At 67.1% G+C, this 16,702-nt stretch carries 15 protein-coding genes and 2 riboswitches; of the genes, 7 read left to right on the top strand and 8 right to left on the bottom strand.

Annotated features, from left to right (window positions below; genetic code table 11):
* The first annotated feature begins 18 nt into the window (after positions 1-18).
* Positions 19-230: riboswitch (cobalamin riboswitch) on the top strand.
* A 36-nt stretch (positions 231-266) separates the two neighbouring features.
* From EI171_RS31615 to cobT, 3 genes are read left to right on the top strand one after another with little or no spacing between them, the layout of a single operon-like run.
* Complete coding sequence (locus tag EI171_RS31615; RefSeq protein ID WP_161535651.1) at positions 267-944, top strand: energy-coupling factor ABC transporter permease; 678 nt, start codon at positions 267-269, stop codon at positions 942-944.
* Positions 945-990: 46 nt separating this feature from the next.
* A complete protein-coding gene (cobF, locus tag EI171_RS31610; protein ID WP_161535650.1) occupies positions 991-1,740 on the top strand; it encodes a precorrin-6A synthase (deacetylating) in 750 nt (249 codons plus the stop codon).
* A gap of 10 nt (positions 1,741-1,750) precedes the next feature.
* Positions 1,751-2,803 carry a nicotinate-nucleotide--dimethylbenzimidazole phosphoribosyltransferase gene (gene cobT, locus EI171_RS31605; protein WP_161535649.1) on the top strand — a complete coding sequence of 351 codons (1,053 nt, stop codon included), beginning with the start codon at positions 1,751-1,753 and terminating at the stop codon, positions 2,801-2,803.
* A gap of 6 nt (positions 2,804-2,809) precedes the next feature.
* Here cobT and EI171_RS31600 read toward each other — a convergent pair whose 3' ends face one another.
* Positions 2,810-3,382 carry a histidine phosphatase family protein gene (locus EI171_RS31600; protein WP_161535648.1) on the bottom strand — a complete coding sequence of 191 codons (573 nt, stop codon included), beginning with the start codon at positions 3,380-3,382 and terminating at the stop codon, positions 2,810-2,812.
* Positions 3,383-3,454: 72 nt separating this feature from the next.
* Positions 3,455-3,657, top strand: a riboswitch (cobalamin riboswitch).
* A 112-nt stretch (positions 3,658-3,769) separates the two neighbouring features.
* Here EI171_RS31600 and EI171_RS31595 point away from each other — a divergent pair.
* Positions 3,770-6,118 (top strand): TonB-dependent siderophore receptor, encoded by a 2,349-nt coding sequence (locus EI171_RS31595; RefSeq protein ID WP_161535647.1) that lies wholly within the window; start codon positions 3,770-3,772, stop codon positions 6,116-6,118.
* A 12-nt stretch (positions 6,119-6,130) separates the two neighbouring features.
* Complete coding sequence (locus EI171_RS31590; protein WP_161535646.1) at positions 6,131-7,552, top strand: PepSY domain-containing protein; 1,422 nt, start codon at positions 6,131-6,133, stop codon at positions 7,550-7,552.
* Positions 7,553-7,707: 155 nt separating this feature from the next.
* Here EI171_RS31590 and EI171_RS31585 read toward each other — a convergent pair whose 3' ends face one another.
* Together EI171_RS31585 and EI171_RS31580 are read right to left on the bottom strand one after the other, a co-directional pair.
* Entirely contained in the window at positions 7,708-9,075 is a 1,368-nt protein-coding gene (locus tag EI171_RS31585) for an amidase (RefSeq protein WP_161535645.1), read from the bottom strand.
* On the bottom strand, positions 9,056-10,252 hold the full coding sequence (locus EI171_RS31580; RefSeq protein WP_060911300.1) for an MFS transporter: 1,197 nt from the start codon (positions 10,250-10,252) through the stop codon (positions 9,056-9,058). The genes EI171_RS31585 and EI171_RS31580 overlap by 20 nt, the downstream gene beginning before the upstream one ends.
* Positions 10,253-10,278: 26 nt before the next feature.
* Between EI171_RS31580 and EI171_RS31575 the strand changes: the two genes are divergently transcribed.
* Positions 10,279-10,614, top strand: a complete 336-nt coding sequence (locus tag EI171_RS31575) for a hydroxyisourate hydrolase (protein ID WP_161535644.1) — start codon at positions 10,279-10,281, stop codon at positions 10,612-10,614.
* Here the strand turns inward: EI171_RS31575 and EI171_RS31570 are convergent, their stop codons facing one another.
* From EI171_RS31570 to EI171_RS31555, 4 genes are read right to left on the bottom strand one after another with little or no spacing between them, the layout of a single operon-like run.
* Positions 10,615-11,430 (bottom strand): ABC transporter permease, encoded by an 816-nt coding sequence (locus EI171_RS31570; protein WP_028172112.1) that lies wholly within the window; start codon positions 11,428-11,430, stop codon positions 10,615-10,617.
* Positions 11,430-12,293: an ABC transporter permease gene (locus EI171_RS31565; protein WP_011086069.1), complete on the bottom strand. Its 864-nt coding sequence runs from the start codon at positions 12,291-12,293 to the stop codon at positions 11,430-11,432. Before EI171_RS31565 ends, EI171_RS31570 begins: the two co-directional genes overlap by 1 nt.
* A gap of 19 nt (positions 12,294-12,312) precedes the next feature.
* Positions 12,313-13,359: an ABC transporter substrate-binding protein gene (locus EI171_RS31560; RefSeq protein WP_011086070.1), complete on the bottom strand. Its 1,047-nt coding sequence runs from the start codon at positions 13,357-13,359 to the stop codon at positions 12,313-12,315.
* Between the two features lie 29 nt (positions 13,360-13,388).
* Positions 13,389-14,483: an ABC transporter ATP-binding protein gene (locus EI171_RS31555; RefSeq protein WP_161535643.1), complete on the bottom strand. Its 1,095-nt coding sequence runs from the start codon at positions 14,481-14,483 to the stop codon at positions 13,389-13,391.
* An 88-nt stretch (positions 14,484-14,571) separates the two neighbouring features.
* On the opposite strand from EI171_RS31555, the gene EI171_RS31550 reads away from it, so the two are divergent.
* A complete protein-coding gene (locus EI171_RS31550) occupies positions 14,572-15,951 on the top strand; it encodes an amidase (protein WP_161535642.1) in 1,380 nt (459 codons plus the stop codon).
* Here the strand turns inward: EI171_RS31550 and EI171_RS31545 are convergent, their stop codons facing one another.
* Positions 15,952-16,701, bottom strand: a complete 750-nt coding sequence (locus EI171_RS31545; protein ID WP_038966024.1) for an aspartate/glutamate racemase family protein — start codon at positions 16,699-16,701, stop codon at positions 15,952-15,954.
* Position 16,702: the final 1 nt, after the last annotated feature.

The raw sequence follows: 16,702 nt of genomic DNA, 5'->3' as shown, positions 1-16,702 counted from the left end.
CGCGAAAGGGGCACACAGGACAAGCATGGTGCTCGAGGTGGCGCAAAGCGCCGGAGCATAATCGGGAATGGGGATGGGCGGACCCAGTTGCGGCGCCCAAAACCCCAGCCGCCCCCGCGACTGTAAGCGGTGAGGGGCTCCGAACCGCCACTGGATCGCAAGGTCCGGGAAGGCCGGAGATCCCCAGTGAACCGCGAGCCAGGAGACCGGCCGTGCATGTTTTGAGGCCAAGGCCGTCGGGTGTGACGGCAGGAAAGGACTGAGCCATGCATATCGAACCCGGGATCGTGACGGGCGCCAAGCTCGTGTTGAGTTACGCAACCGGCATCGCCGCAGGCGGCGTTGCGCTGAAGCTCGCGGTCGAGACCGTGCGCGAACAGGGCATCACGTCGTTCGCGGCGCGGACCCTCGCCACCACCGGCCTCGTCTTTACCTTCTTCGAGATCCTGCCGCACTTCCCGGTCGGCGTGTCCGAGGTGCACTTCATCCTCGGCTCGACCTTGTTCCTGCTGTTCGGTGCTGCCCCCGCGGCCTTCGGCCTCGCGCTCGGCCTGCTGTTCCAGGGCGTCTTCTTCGAGCCGGCCGACCTGCCGCAATACGGCATGAACGTCACCACGCTGCTGGTGCCGCTGTTCGCGATCCAGGCGATCGCCACGCGGATCATTGCCCGCAACACCGCCTATGTCGATCTCAGGTATCGCCAGGCGCTGGCGCTTTCGACGACCTATCAGGCCGGCGTCATCGGCTGGGTGGCGTTCTGGGCGCTCTATGGCTCCGGTTTTGCTATGACCAACCTCGTCAACATCGCGACCTTCGCGGTCTCCTATGCGCTCGTCATCGTGATCGAGCCGCTGGCCGATCTCGCCGTGCTGGCGCTGGCGAAGTCGCTACGCGGCGTCACCGCGCCCGGCCTCGTCACCCCGCGCCTGCACAACGCGGCCTGAGAGACAAGCGAAAGGGCGGCCGTCATGGCCGCCCTTCGCGAATATGATGCTCACGCTCTCCCTGATAGGCATCGGTTGCGGCGATCCCGAGCAGCTCACGCACGCCGCGACCCGCGCCATCAACGCGGCCGATCTCATCCTGATCCCGCGCAAGGGGAGCGCAAAGTCCGATCTCGCCGATCTCAGGCGGACGATCTGCGCGGATGTGCTGACCAGCGACAACACGCGTATCGCCGAGTTCGATCTTCCCGTGCGCGACGTAGGCGAGGCGGACTACCGCAAGGGCGTGGACGATTGGCACGATGCGGTTGCCGCGAAATGGTCGCAGACAATCTCGAGCCATCTCGGAGGTAACGGCAGGGTCGCGCTGCTGATCTGGGGCGATCCTTCGCTCTACGATTCCTCGCTGCGCATTGCGCGCCGGCTCGATCCCTTGCCGACAATCGAGGTCATCCCCGGTATCACGTCGATCCAGGCGTTGTGCGCGGCGCATGCGCTGCCGCTGAACGACATCGGCGAGCCCTTTCTGGTCACGACAGGCCGCCGCTTGCGTGAAGGCGGCTGGCCGGTAAGCGCAGACACCGTGGTCGTGATGCTCGATGGCGGCACGGCGTTTCAGTCGCTCGATCCGGTCGGGCTCCAGATCTGGTGGGGCGCCTATCTCGGCATGCCCGATCAGATCATCATGTCCGGCGCGCTGGCCGAGGTGGGCCCGCGCATCGCCGCGCTGCGGCAGGAGGCGCGCGAGCGGCACGGCTGGATCATGGACTGCTACATCCTCAAGCGCAGGCCGTAAGCGAGGCAGCATGCTCCCCGAATGGGTCTACCATAAGTGCCCCGAAGTCTCCGCGGTCCATCGCGACGCGGCGATCGTGCGGCAGGCGCAACTGACGAAGCCGACCGGCGCGCTCGGCCGGCTCGAGCAGCTCGCGATCGAGCTCGCGGGCCTGCAAGCGACCGAGCAGCCACGCGCGGCACGCGTACCGATCATCATCTTCGCGGGTGACCACGGCATCGTTGCGCAAGGCGTGTCGGCCTATCCGCAAGCCGTGACCATCGCGATGATGGCGAACTTCGCCTCGGGCGGCGCCGCGATCTCGGTGCTGGCGCGTGAGTTGGGTTCGCACCTGGAAGTCGTTGACGCCGGCACGCTGGCGCAGGAGGCGATGCCGGGAGTCGTCACCGACAAGCCGCGCAGCGGCACGCGCGATTTCAGCGTCGAGGCTGCGCTCACGCTCGCAGAGCTGGCCTTCGCCTTCGAGGCCGGCGAGCGTGCGGTTGCGCGCGCGGCAGCCAGCCAGCCCGATCTTCTGATCTTCGGCGAGATGGGCATCGGCAACACCACGACCTCGGCGGCGATCGCGGCGAGTCTGCACGGCGTGAGCGCCGAGGAAATCGCGGGCAGCGGCACCGGCGTCGATGCCGCCGGCCGTGCGCACAAGGCGCGCGTGATCGATGCCGCGGTTGCGCGCCATGGCGTTGCGGCTGCGTCGCCCGAAAAAATCCTGTGCGCCGTCGGCGGCCTCGAGATCGCGGCCATCTGCGGCGCCATCATCGCGGCCGCGCAGCGCCGCATTCCCGTATTGATCGATGGCTTCATCGTGTCGGTCGCGGCGCTGGCGGCCGTGCGCCTCAATCCGTCGTGCCAGCCGTTCCTCTTGCCGTCGCACCAGTCGGCGGAGCAGGGGCATCGTCTGGTGCTGCGCGCCCTGAACGTGCAGCCGCTGATCAGCCTCGATCTCAGGCTCGGCGAGGGATCGGGCGCCGCCATCGCGCTGCCGCTGGTGCGATCGGCCTGTGCGCTTCACAACGGCATGGCGACGTTCGCGCAGGCCAATGTGCCGGATCGCCCGGCCTGATCGGGCTCACACCACGCGCTGATTGACCGACACGACGCGCCAGCCGGTCGCGAGCCGGTCGATCCTGGTGAGTGACAGCGGATCGATCACGAAGCGCAGGGCAGCTTGCGGCGCAAGATCCAGCGCGATGCACAGTGCGGCGCGGATCGTGCCGGAATGCACGACGAGCGTTGCGGAGCCGGCTCCGATCCGCGACAGGCCCAGGCGGACGCGCGCGACCTGATCTTCGAAGCTTTCGCCGCCCGGTGGTCTCAGGTGCGCAGGGTCGCTCCAGAATTGCGCGTAGACTTCGCCGCCCATTGCGGCGAGTTCGTCATGCCGCCGGCCGGTCCAGTCGCCGAAATCCTGTTCGCTGAAGTTGCCCATCAGCTCCGGTTCGAGCCCCAATGCGCGCGCCGTCTCGACCGTGCGCCGCGACGGGCTGGCATAGCTCGCAGAGTCCCACGGCAGGCGCTGGCGCAACGCTTCCAGTTGCGCGCGATCGCCGAGATCGGCAGGCGCGTCCTGCGCGTGAATCGTCCCCGCGACGCCGTCGACGGGTGCATGGCGTATCAGCCAGAGGAAGGTCTCGCCTTCCATGCCTATCTCCAAGGAAGTTGGTCGCTGTGGCAATAACGCCGCAACTGCCACATTGACTCTGTCTCGATCGTAATCCTAGATGCTCGCGACGGTTTCCCCCGAGAGGGGATGAAAAGGGAATGCGGTGCGGGGATGTTTCCCCAATGCCGCGGCTGCCCCCGCAACTGTAAGCGGATAATCCTTCGTCAGAAGCCACTGGGTCCTCGGTCCCGGGAAGGCGACGAAGTGGTGACGACCCGCGAGCCAGGAGACCTGCCGTCAGCCGTGGTCACACGCGAAGATGTCGGTCGGGGAGTACAGACATTCGGCTTCATCGGAGGGCTGACAAGCCCAGGGTGAGACCTCGTTCGCTGTGACGTGCCACTGACGTCATACCGAGGTCCCGCTGTGTCTTCCATCCGTATTGTACGATCGCGCCGATTCCTGCTCGCCTCTGCTGCTCTCACGTCGTTTACAGTCGCCGATCTGCCCGCCGCGCTGGCGCAGCCGGTCCGCGAACCGCTGCCGCCTGTCGAGGTGTCCCCCGCCCAGTCCCGCAAGCCGGCCAAGCCGGCTGCCCGGGACGCACAGAGCGCGCGCCGCGCAACGCCGCGCAGGCCAGTGGCCGCATCGGCGGCGCCCAAGCCTGCCGTACCGGCCGCGGCGGCGCCAACGCCGCTCAACAGCAATGCGGTGGCGGAGAGCGCCTCGCGTCTCGGCCTCACCGTGCGCGAGACGCCCGCGACCGTCGAGGTGATCTCGGCCGAGACCATGCGCGAGCAGGGCTATCGCACCGTGTCCGAGGTGGCGCAGGGCGCAGTCGGCGTCACCTCCGGCGACGCGCCGGGGGAGCCGGCGGGCTTCTCGATGCGCGGCTTCACCAACAGCCAGATCAACACGCTCTACAACGGCATCAAGATCGGCCCGCAGAACATGACCTCGCGGATCATGGACACCGCCAATCTGGAGGCCGTCGAATTCCTGAAGGGCCCGGCCTCGCTGATCTCGGGCGAGGGCGCCGCCGGCGGCTCGATCAACCTCGTCACCAAGCAGCCGCACACCGGAGCGATCCGCAACGAGGCAGACTTCTCGTACGACTCCCTGAACTCGTTCCGCGCGCATTACGGCTCGGGCGGCAGCACCAACGTTCAGGGCCTCGACTACCGCTTCGACATCAGCCGCTCCTCGCTCAACGGCTTTGTCGACGACACCAACACCAAGACGCTCGACGTGTCCGGCCAGCTCAACTACCGCATCTCCGACAGCCTCAAGGTCTGGGGTGCGATCGAGTACCGCGAGGATCGCGGGAAGGCCTATTGGGGCGCGCCGCTGGTGCCGATCGCTTTCAGCGGCTCGCATGCGACGACGGGGATTGTTTCCGGCACCTACTTCAACAGGACCGACCTCGGGGCCGTCACGATCGACGACCGCACCTTCAACACCAACTACAACGTTCTCGACAACCGAAACGTAGCGCAAGAGGTCTGGTTGCGCGGCGGCTTCGAGCTGAAACTGGCGCCGGACCTGACGCTGAAGAGTCAGGCCTATGGTTACGGCGCGGAGCGGTCGTGGTTCAACAACGAGATCGAGGCGTTCGATTCCACGAAAAACCAAGTGTATCGCGAGCGCTTCTATGTCGCGCACAGCCAGCGCCTTGTCGGCAATATCACCGACCTGATCTGGGACACGAACATCGCAGGCTTCGACAACCGGCTGGTCACGACGCTGTCGTCGAGCTATCTCGACTTCGTCAGGCCAGGCGCGGCGAAATTCCCGAACGACTATGTTCCGCTGGTCGATTTCGATCGTGGCTATTACGGACTGCTCGCGACCAAGCAGCAGACCGCGCGCATCGACAACGAGGCGCTGTCGTTCGAGGACCGGCTGAAGCTGACGCGGACCTTCGCGCTGATCGGCGGGCTGCGCGTCGAGCATATCGGGCTCGACCGCAACTCGACCGACGAGAACGGTCTGGTGAACGCGGGCTTTCCGTTCACCAAGGACTGGGCGCCGGTGACGGGACGCATCGGCTACACCTGGGAGGCCGTTCCGGGCCTCACCTTCTTCAGCCAGTACGCGACCGGCGCTGATATCTCCGCCAACAACATCTTCCTGCTGCTGCCGACCCAGCCGCTGGACCTCACGACCGCGCGGACCTACGAGACCGGCGTCAAGCACCTGTTCTGGGACAACCGGGCGGAGTGGTCGTTCTCGGCCTACGACATCCTGCGCAAGAACGTCTATGCGGCGGCCGGCGGGCAGGCGCTCAATATTGCGGGACGGCAGGAGTCGAAGGGCGTCGAGCTCGCCGCCTCGGTGCGGCCGATCGAGCCCCTTCGGCTGTGGGGCAACATCGCTTATGTCGATGCGCGCTATGCCGACTACAATTTCGTCGGCGGATCGTTCTCGGGCAACACGCCGCCGAACGTGCCGCGCATCGTTGCCAATGCTGGCGCCTCGTACCGCTTCTTCACGCCGTGGCCGGTTGAAGTCGGCATCACCGGCCGTCATGTCGGCGACCGCTACAATACCGATGCCAACACGGTGACGATGAAGGCGTATACCGTCGCCGACGTCTATGCCTTCGTCGACATTCCCAAGACGGTATTCAACGCGGTCGATCAGGCTCGCCTGACCTTCCGCGTGCGCAACATCGCCGACAAGCGCTACGCGATATGGGGCGATCCGTTCTATCCCGACCAGATCTTGCTGGGCGCGCCGCGAACCTATGAACTCTCGGCCGCATTCAAATGGTAGGGCGCTGACCACATGATGGGCGCGATCGTCCTGCTGCATCGCTGGCTCGGGATCGCGTTCTGCCTGCTGTTCGCGATGTGGTTCGCGACGGGAATCGTGATGCACTTCGTTCCGTTTCCATCGCTGACGGAAGCAGAGCGGATTGCCGGTCTCGCGCCGGTGGATCGTACGGAGGTGAGGATCGGCGTTGCCGATGCCGTGGCCGCGAGCGGCATCGCCGATGCTACGCGCCTGCGCCTGATTCAGCGGAGCGATGGGCCGGTCTATGTCGTGTCGGGGTCCTCGCACCTTCGCGCGGTTCGCGCGACAGACGGGCAGGATGCATCGGTGCGGTCGCCCGAGGCCGCGCTCGCCATCGCGCGGGCTCATGCGCGCCAGCGCGGGCTCGATGCCGCGCATGCGGCTGTCGTTGCGCAGGCGGACTACGACCAGTGGAGCGTGCCGAACGGCTTTGATCGTCACCGGCCCTTGTTTCGCGTGGCCCTCGGCGATGCCGCCGGAACGGAGGTCTACGTCTCGTCGCGCACGAGCGAGGTCGTGCTGGATACGACGCGAAGCGAGCGCGGCTGGAATCTCGTCGGAAGCGTCCTGCACTGGATCTACCCGACGGTCCTGAGAAGCAACTGGGCGCTGTGGGACAGCGTGGTCTGGACGCTGTCGCTGTTGGCGCTGATTGCAGCCATGCTGGGTGCAGTGCTCGGAATCGTGCGGTCCAGGATGCGAGGATACAGGATCTCCTCGCCTTATCGCGGCTGGCACGCCCTTCATCATATCATCGGCCTCGTGGCGACCGTCTTCGTGCTGACGTGGATCTTCAGTGGATGGCTCTCCATGGATCACGGCCGGCTGTTCTCGCGAGGGCTGCTGACCCCGGCCGAAGCCGGCGTGATCGATGCATCGCCGGACTGGACGACCGCCCCATCGGCGGAACGGAAGCGAATATCGCCCTCGGCCCGAGAGGTCGAATGGTTTGCCGTTGACGGCAGCCTCTATCGACGCGAGCGGATTGGTCTCGAGAAACAGGTTGTGGTTGGGCCCGACAGTGAGGAGGCGCCGGTCGTCAGTGCGCGGGTGATCGGGAGCATGGTGACGAGGCTTGCGACGGCCTGCAATGCGCCGTCTATTCTCGCGGATAGCGACGATTATCCCGCGCAGTCCGTCGTTCCCGGTGCATCCGTCTACCGTTCCCGCTGCGGCGGCCTCTGGTTTGATATCGACAGCGCCGATGGCCGCGTGCTGCAAAGGCTGGATGCGTCGCGGCGAGCCTATCGCTGGTTCTACGGCGCGCTGCACACGCTAGATTTTCCAGTCCTGCAGGCGCATCCGCGTTTGCGCGATGTCCTGATCGTCGGCCTCTGCGCGCTCGGACTGGTGTTCTCCATCACCGGCATTGTCATCGGCTGGCGGCGGTTGCGTCTGTCTTTCGCCAGCTAGGACGCCCGATCAAACAAAAAGTGCGAAAACAACCCCATGCACAGTAGCCGGTGATAGTGGAATCAACGGCTTACGCAGGCATCGGCGCGATTTGACCCGTCGGGCAAAACAGGGGTATATTGCGACTATTCCGAAATCGTCGCGATCTCGCAAAGCTACGCCTGCAACTGCGCCTCGATATGCCGCGCGGCGCGCAGCAGCGTGCGGTCCTGGCCGCGCCGGGCGATGATCTGGAGGCCGAATGGAAGCCCGCGGGAGTCGGTGCCGCATGGAAGCGAGATCGCCGGCAGGCGGGCGTGATTGACGAACGGCGTGAACACCGCATGCGCGCGCGGGCTCGCTGCACGGCCGCCGATCATGTCGGGTCCGAGCTGGGTGAACGGCCAGGCGACGCAGGGGACTGTCGGCGTCAGCAGCAGATCGACCTCGGCGAAGAAGGCCGCGAAGGCATTGGCGATCGCGGCGCTCGCGACCAGCGCACCCGCGACGTCCGCGCCTGACCAGGACAGCCCTCGCTCGATCTGCCTGGCGATGTCAGGGTCGAAGACAGTCGGGTCCTTGCGAAAAGCGTCTCCATGGAGCGCGGCAAGGCCAGCGTGCTGAAGCGGCATGAGGGCCTCTTCCGTCGCACCCGCCGGCCAGGTGGGATCGCGCAGCGCGATGCTGAGGCCTGCGGCGGAGAGACGCGCGACTGCGGAAACGAGCCCGTTGGCGACAACGTCATCGACCGCAACGTCGAGCCCGAGCCGCGGTGAGAAGGCGATGCGAAGGCCGGCGATGTCCTCGGCTTCTTGCGCAATGCCGGCTGCATCCGGATCGCGCGCATCGACACCGGCCATGGCCTCGAAGGCCAGCGCGATGTCGGCGACGTCGGCGGCGATCGGCGCGATGACCGACAGACCGAAGAACGGCTCGGCGAAGCCGGGTCCATAAGGGATCGCGCCGTAGGACGGCTTGAAGCCGGCGACGCCCACATGGGCCGGCGGCCTGCGGCTCGAGCCGCCCGCATCGGTGCCGATCGCGAGGGGCACGAGGCCGGCTGCGACGGCGGTGGCGGGTCCACCAGAGGAGCCGCCCGGCGTCAACGCGGGATCGAGGGGATGTCGCGTCGGGCCGAACAGCGGCGATGTCGTGACGCCCTTGCTGGCGAATTCGGAGGTTGCGCCAATGCCGACGATGACCGCGCCGGCCTTGCGCAGGCGCTCGATCGCAATTGCATCCTGTGGCGCGATGAAATCGGCGAACAGGCGCGAGCCCTGCGTGATGCGCCAGCCGCTGGCCCAGATGTTGTCCTTGACGAGGATGGGGACGCCGGCCAGCGGCATTGTCTCGCCGGCACGCAGGCGATCGTCGACCGCCGCCGCGTCGGCCAGCGTGCGTGCGGGATCGGTCGTGACCACTGCGTTCAAGGCCTTGGCGGCGTCTATGCGGCCAAGGGCGGCCTTCGCCGTGTCGACGGCGGTCATCCGCCCGGCGGTGACGGCGGCTGCGATCTCGCGCGCACTATGCGTCGGTTTTGTCATGGCCTCCCCACATCAGCGCCAATGTGCCGCAGAGGGCAAGACAGGCCAAGGCGAAGAACGCCGCGCCAAGGCCGGCCACACCGTCCAGGATCGACACCACGGCCGGCGCCGCCAGTAGGCCCGCATAGGACGCGGTCAGCACCGCGCCGGTGGTCTCGCCGATCCGGTCCTGCGGGGCGAGGCGCGCGATCTCGGCGATGAAGACGCCGTTCCAGCCCGACGCCGTCAGGCCGAACAGCGCCGCAACTGCGAACTGCCAGGTGCGGCTGAGCGATCCGCCGTCGAGGCCGAGCAGCGCGGCGCAGAAGGCCATGCCGAGGCCGATGACGATGAGCACGGCGCGGGGGGCGTCGAGGCGCATGGCGACGTAGCCCCAGCCGAGCCGGCCGACGAGGCCGCCGGCTTGCGCGCAGGCGAGCGCCATGCCGGCCTCGATATGGCTGAGACCAAGCTCGCGGGTGCCGAGCGTGACGAAGACGGTGTTGAGCGACACCTGCATCGCGCTGAACGGCATCGATGCCAGCGCCAGCATCGCGATCCGCCGGTCCGCGGTCACCAGTGCCAGCCGCGCGCGCAGATCGAGCTTTGGGGGCGGGACGAGCTTGCCGGCGTAGGCCGGCCGCAGCCACTCGAACAGCGCGATCGCGAACAGCGCCAGGGCAGCAACGGCCGCATAGCACCAGGCCGGCCCGAACGCGATGGCGATCGCGGGCAGGGCCAGCGAGCCGCAGACCGCGCCGATCTGGTTGCCGGTCTGGCGCACCGAGAAGACGAAGGCGCGGCGCTCGGCGGTCACCAGCCGCGCCAGCAGCGCTGCGCTTGCCGGCGTCTCGGGGCCCATGGCAAGGCCGAGGCAGAGGCCCGCGGCGAGCAGGGCGGCGCTCGATCCGAGCGAAGCCAGTGCCATGCTGACGACGATGGCCGCCGCGCAGAGGCTCGCGATCCGCAGCGAACCAACCCGCGCGATGAAGCCGCCGCCCCAGAACGAGGCGGGGATACCGACGGCGAACACCGCGCAGGAGAACATCGAGAGCTGCCAGACCTCGATATGGGCGCGGGGCGCGACCACGCCGGGCGCGAACAAGGCGAGCGCGACGAGGGCCTGAAGCGCGGTCATCGCCCCCAGGGCCGGCAGCAACGCGGGTGCTGGCCGGATGGCGGTGTTTCCGTCTACCATGGCGCTGCGCTCATGGGAGGAACATTGTGGCAGGCGGTATTTCCATTCACGCGGTCGATGTGGCGAGCGGACGGCCCGCGCAGGGGCTGCGCGTCGAGATCTGGCGGATCGATCCCGACTCCTCGCGCATCGCCAACGGGCGGCTCGGCGCCAATGGCGTGCTCGATCACCCCATAGCGCAAGGCGCCGGTGTGACGGCCGGCGAGTACGAGGTCCTGTTTCATCTCGGCGAGTTCTTTGCGGACAGCGACGGTTTTCTCACGGTGACGCCGTTCCGCTTCCGCATCAAGAACGTTGACGAGCATTTTCACCTGCCGCTGAAATTCACGCGCTGGGGGTATTCGCTGTTCCGCGGCGCCTGATCAGTTCGTCAGCCGCCGCGACAGGCCCGTGACGCGCTCCATGACGGCGACCAGCGCGACGGTCGCAATGATCAGCACGCCCGACAGGGCGGCGATGGTGACATCCAACTTGCCCTCGAGGTCCTGCCACATCCGGATCGGCAGCATGTCGGTGGCGGCGTCGCGCAGGAACAGCGACACCGGCACATTGTCGAACGACGACATGAAGGCGATGAAGGCACCCGCGATGATGCCCGGCCGGATCAGCGGCAGCACGATCCGGCGGAACGTGTAGAGCCGGCTCGCCCCCAGCACCGCCGAGCTCTCCAGCAAGGTCGGCTCGAGCTGGGCGAGCGCTGCGACCGTATTGCGCACGACGTAGGGCACGCACACCACGGTGTGGCCGATCACCAGCGTCAGCGGCGAGACCGGCAGGCCGACCAGTGAGAACAGCATCAGGGCGGCAAGCCCGAAGGCAAGCGCCGGCAGCACCAGCGGCGACATGAACAGGGAATCGAGCAGTCGTGCCGACAGCGTCCGCGAGCGCGAGATCGCAAGCGCGGCGGCAACGCCGAGGACGACGGACAGGCCCGTCGCCCACAGCGCGACGATGAGGCTGTTCTTCGCCGCGAAGTGAAGCTGCCAGGCCTCCCACAGTTCGGCGTACCAGCGCAGCGAGTAACCCGGCGGCGGGAAGCGCAGCGAGAAGCCGCTGGTGAAGGAGACGATCAGCACCACCAGCGACGGCGCGATGATGATGATCAGCGCGATGACAGCGATCACGGTCATGGCCAGCTCGAAGCTGATCGCCTCCAGGGTGCGCTTGCGACCGCTCATCACGCGCCTCCGTAGCCGCGCGACAGGCGGCCGAGCGTGGTGAAGACGGAGACGACCGCGAGCACGGCAAGCAGGAAGATGATCGAGATCGCGGATGCAAAGGGCCAGTTCTGCAGCGTGGAAGCCTGCTGATAAAGATACATCGGCATGAACAGCATCTGTCCGCCGCCGATCAGCGACTGGGTGATGAACGCCGTGATCGCGGCGGCATAGGTCAGCGTGCAGCCGGCGATGACGCCCGGCAAGGACAGCGGCAGCACGATCCTGAAGAAGGTGCGCCAGCTCCCGGCGCCGAGCGAGCAGGAGGCATCGTCGAGATTGGGATCGATGCGGCCGAGCGCGGTGATCAGCGGCAATGTCATCAGCGGCATCTGCACCTGCGCCAGCGCGATCACGACGCCGAACTGGGTGTAGAGCAGCTTCAAGGGCGTATTGATGATGCCGAGCGATTGCAGCGTCGCGTTGATGATGCCCTGGCGGCCGAGGATGACAATCCAGGCGAAGGTGCGGACCACGACGCTGGTCAGCAGCGGCAGCAGCACGATCAGAATGATGATGGTCTGGAGCTTTGGCCCGACCCGCTGATAGAGCCAGGCGATGGGAAAGCCGAGCACGAGGCAGACGGCCGTCACCTCCGCGCCTAACAGCAGCGTCGAGCCGAGCACCCCGAGGCTGAAGGGATCGGTGAGGAAGTGCAGGTACTGGCCGAGCCCCCAATGGAGCCCGGCCGTGTCGTTGTGCAGCGAGAGCCAGAGCAGTTGCAGCAGCGGCGCCACGAAGAAGACCAGGAAGAACAGCGCCAGCGGCACTGCCAATCCCATCCCGTAGGAGGTCACGTCCCGTGATGCCGGTGCTGCGCCCATCGTCAGGTCCTTGGAGCTCTTAGATCTTGATCTCGCGGTTGAAACGCTCGATCCAGGCCGAGCGCTGCTCGTTGATCTTCTTCCAGTCCTGGAACACGAACTTCTGCTTCAGCTCGGCGGTGTCCTTGGCGAGCACGCGCGCGATCTCGCCGCCCATCGTCACCTTGGAGTTGGTGGGCACGATCAGGTAGGGCGGGTTCATCAGCGTGGTCTGCACCTCGGGCGTCAGCGCGGCCTCGATCAGCTTGAAGGCGAGCTCGCGGTTGGGCGAGTTCTTGACGATATGGATCGTGGTCTTGAAGGCGATGGCGCCTTCCTTCGGGGCCACGAACTCGACCGGCACGCCGCGCGCCTTCAGGATCTGGATGGCGTTGAAATTGCCGGGTGAGATGTCGATCTGGCCTTGCTGGAACAGGGTGGCGAGCGCGCCGGGATTGGCGGCGACCGCGGCGAGATTGGGCTTCAACTCCTCCAGCGCCTTGAAGCCGGGATCGACATTGGCTTCCGAGCCGCCGCGCATCTTGGCGATCTCGACCAGCCATCCGGTGCCGAGCGTCGAGTTGAGATTGGTGATGCCGACGCGGCCCTTGAACTCCGGCTTCCAGAGATCGGCCCAGGAGGTCGGCGGCGTCTTGACGGCTTCCGGATTGTAGGTGAGGCCGACGACCTGGAAGAACGGGGCGGGGCCCATCGGCTCCTGTGCCTCGGCGATCAGGTCCTTGTAGTAGGCGCTCTTCTCGACCGGATAGGGCTCGACCAGGTCCTGGCCGATCGCGACGAGGGCGGGGCCGGGATCATGCAGCATGACGTCGATCGGCGGATTGGCCTTGGCGGCATTGACCTTCGCGATCTGGTCGACCGAGAGCATGGGATCGAGCACGATCGCGGCGTCCGCGTTGGCTTTCCGGAACGCCGGCACCAGCACGGCCTTGTGCGCCTCCTCCCAGCTTCCGGTGAAGGTCGCGAACACCAGCGGGCGGGCCTGGGCGAAGCTCAGGCCGGGAAACGCCTTCATGGCGCCGAGTGTGAGTGCGGTCGTCATCAGGCTTCGGCGGTTCATGATCATGTGGAACTCCCTCTGGACAAGAACTGGATCTAAAGCGTTGCGGGAAAGGCGTTGGCGAGCGATGGGGCGAGCGGTGCGAGGCGCACCGCCGCGCCGTTCTCCAGCGCGCGCGTCTCGCCGATGCGCGCCTGCGAGACCTTGACGCCGGAGCCGTCGGCGGTCGTGACCTCGTGCACGACGGTGGCGCCCAGCGGAAGCGACATGCCGACCACACCGGCAAAGCCGGTTTCGTCGCCGACGAATTGCAGGTGCTCGGGCCGGATGCACACGGTGACGCGGCCACCTTCGGCGAGCGCGCCGCCCGCGGGCCGTGCGATGATCTCCGCGCCGGCGTCGAGGCGGACCTTTGCGGCGGAGCGGTCCGCCGAGACCACGACACCGGGCATGCGATTGGTCGAGCCGACAAAGGTGTTGACGAACAGCGTCTGCGGACGGTCGTAAACGTCGGACGGCGAGCCGAACTGCTCGAGCTTGCCATGGCTCAGCACGGCGACGCGGTCGGCCATCGACAGCGCCTCTTCCTGGTCGTGGGTCACGATCAGCGTGGTGATGCCGGAGACGCGTTGCAGCCGCTTGACCTCGATCTGCATGTCGAGCCGCAAATTCTTGTCGAGCGCGGCAAACGGCTCGTCGAGCAGCAGGATCGACGGCTTGATCGCGAGCGCGCGGGCCAGCGCGACGCGCTGCTGCTGGCCGCCGGAGAGCTGCCGCGGCAATCGTTCCGCCATGGTCGGCAGCTGCACCAGCTCCAGCAGGCGCTGCGCCTCGCGCTGGCGGCTCGCCTTGTCGATGCCGCGCGCGGCGAGCCCGTAGGCAACGTTCTCGCTGATCGACAGGTGCGGAAACAGCGCGTAGTTCTGGAACACGATGCCGACCGCGCGGCGGTTCGGCGGCAGCGAATCGACGATGTCGTCGCCGATGATGATGCGCCCTTGCGTCTGCGCGATGAAGCCGGCGATGATCCGCAGCAGGGTGGTCTTGCCGCAGCCTGACGGACCGAGCAGGGCGATGATCTCGCCGCCCTTGATGTCGAGATTGATGTTCTCGACCGCGAGTGCGCCGCTTGGATAGCGGTGCGTGACGGCGTCGACGACGAGCGAACGTCCGCTTGGCGCATCAGCCATGATGTTGCCTCCCGTTGCTGCAGAGGAGAAAGCAAGTCTCGTGCCCGAAGCGCTCGCCTTTCGATGCGCGTTTTGGCATGGTGGGCCGATGACATCGGTTTGCGACCTCACGGCCACGGAGCTTGCGCGCGCTATCGCCAGGGGCGAGCTGTCCTCGCGTGACGCCGTCGAGGCGCACCTCGCACGGATTGCGAGCCTCGATGCCCAATTGGCGGCGTTCGTCACGGTCGATGCGGAGGGCGCCCGCCGCGCGGCGGAAATCTGCGATGCGGCGCCCGCGCCGATCGGACCGCTGCATGGCGTGCCGATGGGGATCAAGGACCTCACCGATACCGGCGGGCTGATCACCACCTACGGATCGGCTTTGTTCCGCCATCACGTCCCGGCCGAGGACGATCTCGTGGTCGCGCGGCTGCGGCGCGCCGGCGCGATCATTCTGGGCAAGACCAACACGCCGGAATTCGGCTTCGGTGCGGTCTGCACCAACCGGTTGCGCGGGCCGACGCGCAATCCCTTCGATCCCGCGCTGACCTCCGGCGGATCGTCCGGCGGCTCTGCCGTTGCGGTCGCGGCCGGCATGGTGCCGCTGGCGCACGGCACCGATTTCGGCGGCTCGGTGCGCACGCCCGCAAGCTTCTGCGGCGTCGCCTCGATCCGGCCGACGCCCGGCCGCATCCCGTCGCCGCGCCGTCCGCTCGGCTGGGATATGCTGGCCAGCCACGGCTTCCTCGCCCGCGGCGTCGACGATCTCGCGCTTGCGCTGTCGGTATGCGGGGGAAGCGACGCGCACGATCCGCTCTCGGCCCGCGTAGTCAGTGACGATCGAGCGATCGCAGGACGTCCCCGGATCGCCGTCACGCCTGACTTCGGCGTCGCGCCGGTTGCGCGCGAGGTTCGTGCGCGTTTCACAGCGGCTTGCGAGGCGCTCGGGCGTGTTGTCGATGTCGTGCAGTCCTCGCCCGATTGCGGTGGCGCAATCGAAACCTTCCGCACCTTGCGCGCCGCGCACATTGCCAACAGAGATGGCGAGTTGCTGAGGACCCGCCGCGCCGAGCTCACGCCCACCGTGATCTGGAATATCGAGGCGGGCGCAAAACTCTCCGCCGAGGACTATCTCACCGCCGAGCGGCGCCGTACGGCGATCTACCGCAGCTTTCGCGAGCTGTTCACGCGCGCCGACTTCCTGGTCGCGCCGGCGGCATCGGTCTTGCCCTGGCCGAACGAGATCAGCGATGTCACCGCGATCGACGGCGCCGCGCTGGAGACGCCGATCGACTATCTCGCTGTCACCTTCATCGTGTCGCTGGTCGGGTTTCCGGTCCTGACCTTGCCGGCACCCAGGGGTGTGAACGAGCTGCCGTTCGGCATCCAGATCATCGCGCCGCCCGGCGGCGAATCCCGCTTGTTTGCCTTCGGCCGTGCCATCGAGAACGAATTGGGGTTTTCGCATCGCCGGCCGCCTCTCTGATCAGCTGTCGCGATGCTCGAGCCGGGCGGCGAGCGCCTCGGCAAGACCGATGGTCGGCTTGGCGGCGGGCCGGCGGAACGTGCCTGCCGTTGCCTTGCGCAGCCGCAGCGCATGAAGCGCTTCGGCCTGCTTCACCGAGGCGACGACTTGATCGACCACAGGGACGGGGATCCGGTCGGCGACGCGTTCGGCAAGGCCCGAAAGCGGCGCGCCCGCAAAAATCAGTACGTCGGCGTCATCCTCGACGATGGCGCGCTGGGCGAGATCAACCAGCACATCCTCCTTCTCGGTGCCGACCTCGGAGATCGCCTGGAACGGCGTGTCGAGCATGCGGATGCCGGCGCAGCGCTCCCACAGCCCGTGGGCGCGGACGCATTCCTCGTACCAGGGGCCCAATGCCTGGGCGAAGGTGACGATGGCGAAGCGGCGGCCCGCCATGCAAGCCGTCAGCATCGCGGCTTCCGCCATGCCGACCACGGGAATGTCGAAGGTTTCGCGCGCCGCGAACAGGCCGGGATCGCCGAAGGCGGCGATGATCGCGGCATCGACGTTCCGGTGCTGCTCAGCCAGCATCTCCAGCGCAATGGCGCCGCCGATCTGCGCCTCGGTCCGCGTCGCGATATAGGGCACGCCGCGGGTCGCGGTGCAGGGGATCAGCTCGGTGCCTGATGAGGCCGCGCGCTGCCCGACCCCCATCATCAGGTGCGTGACTTCGGTGCTGGTGTTCGGATTGAGCAGCAGCAGCTTCATG

This window comes from Bradyrhizobium sp. LCT2 (assembly GCF_009931255.1).
Classification (GTDB): domain Bacteria; phylum Pseudomonadota; class Alphaproteobacteria; order Rhizobiales; family Xanthobacteraceae; genus Bradyrhizobium; species Bradyrhizobium diazoefficiens.
Note: the sequence above shows the minus strand (reverse complement) of the source record. Positions and strands in the feature narration are given on the sequence as shown.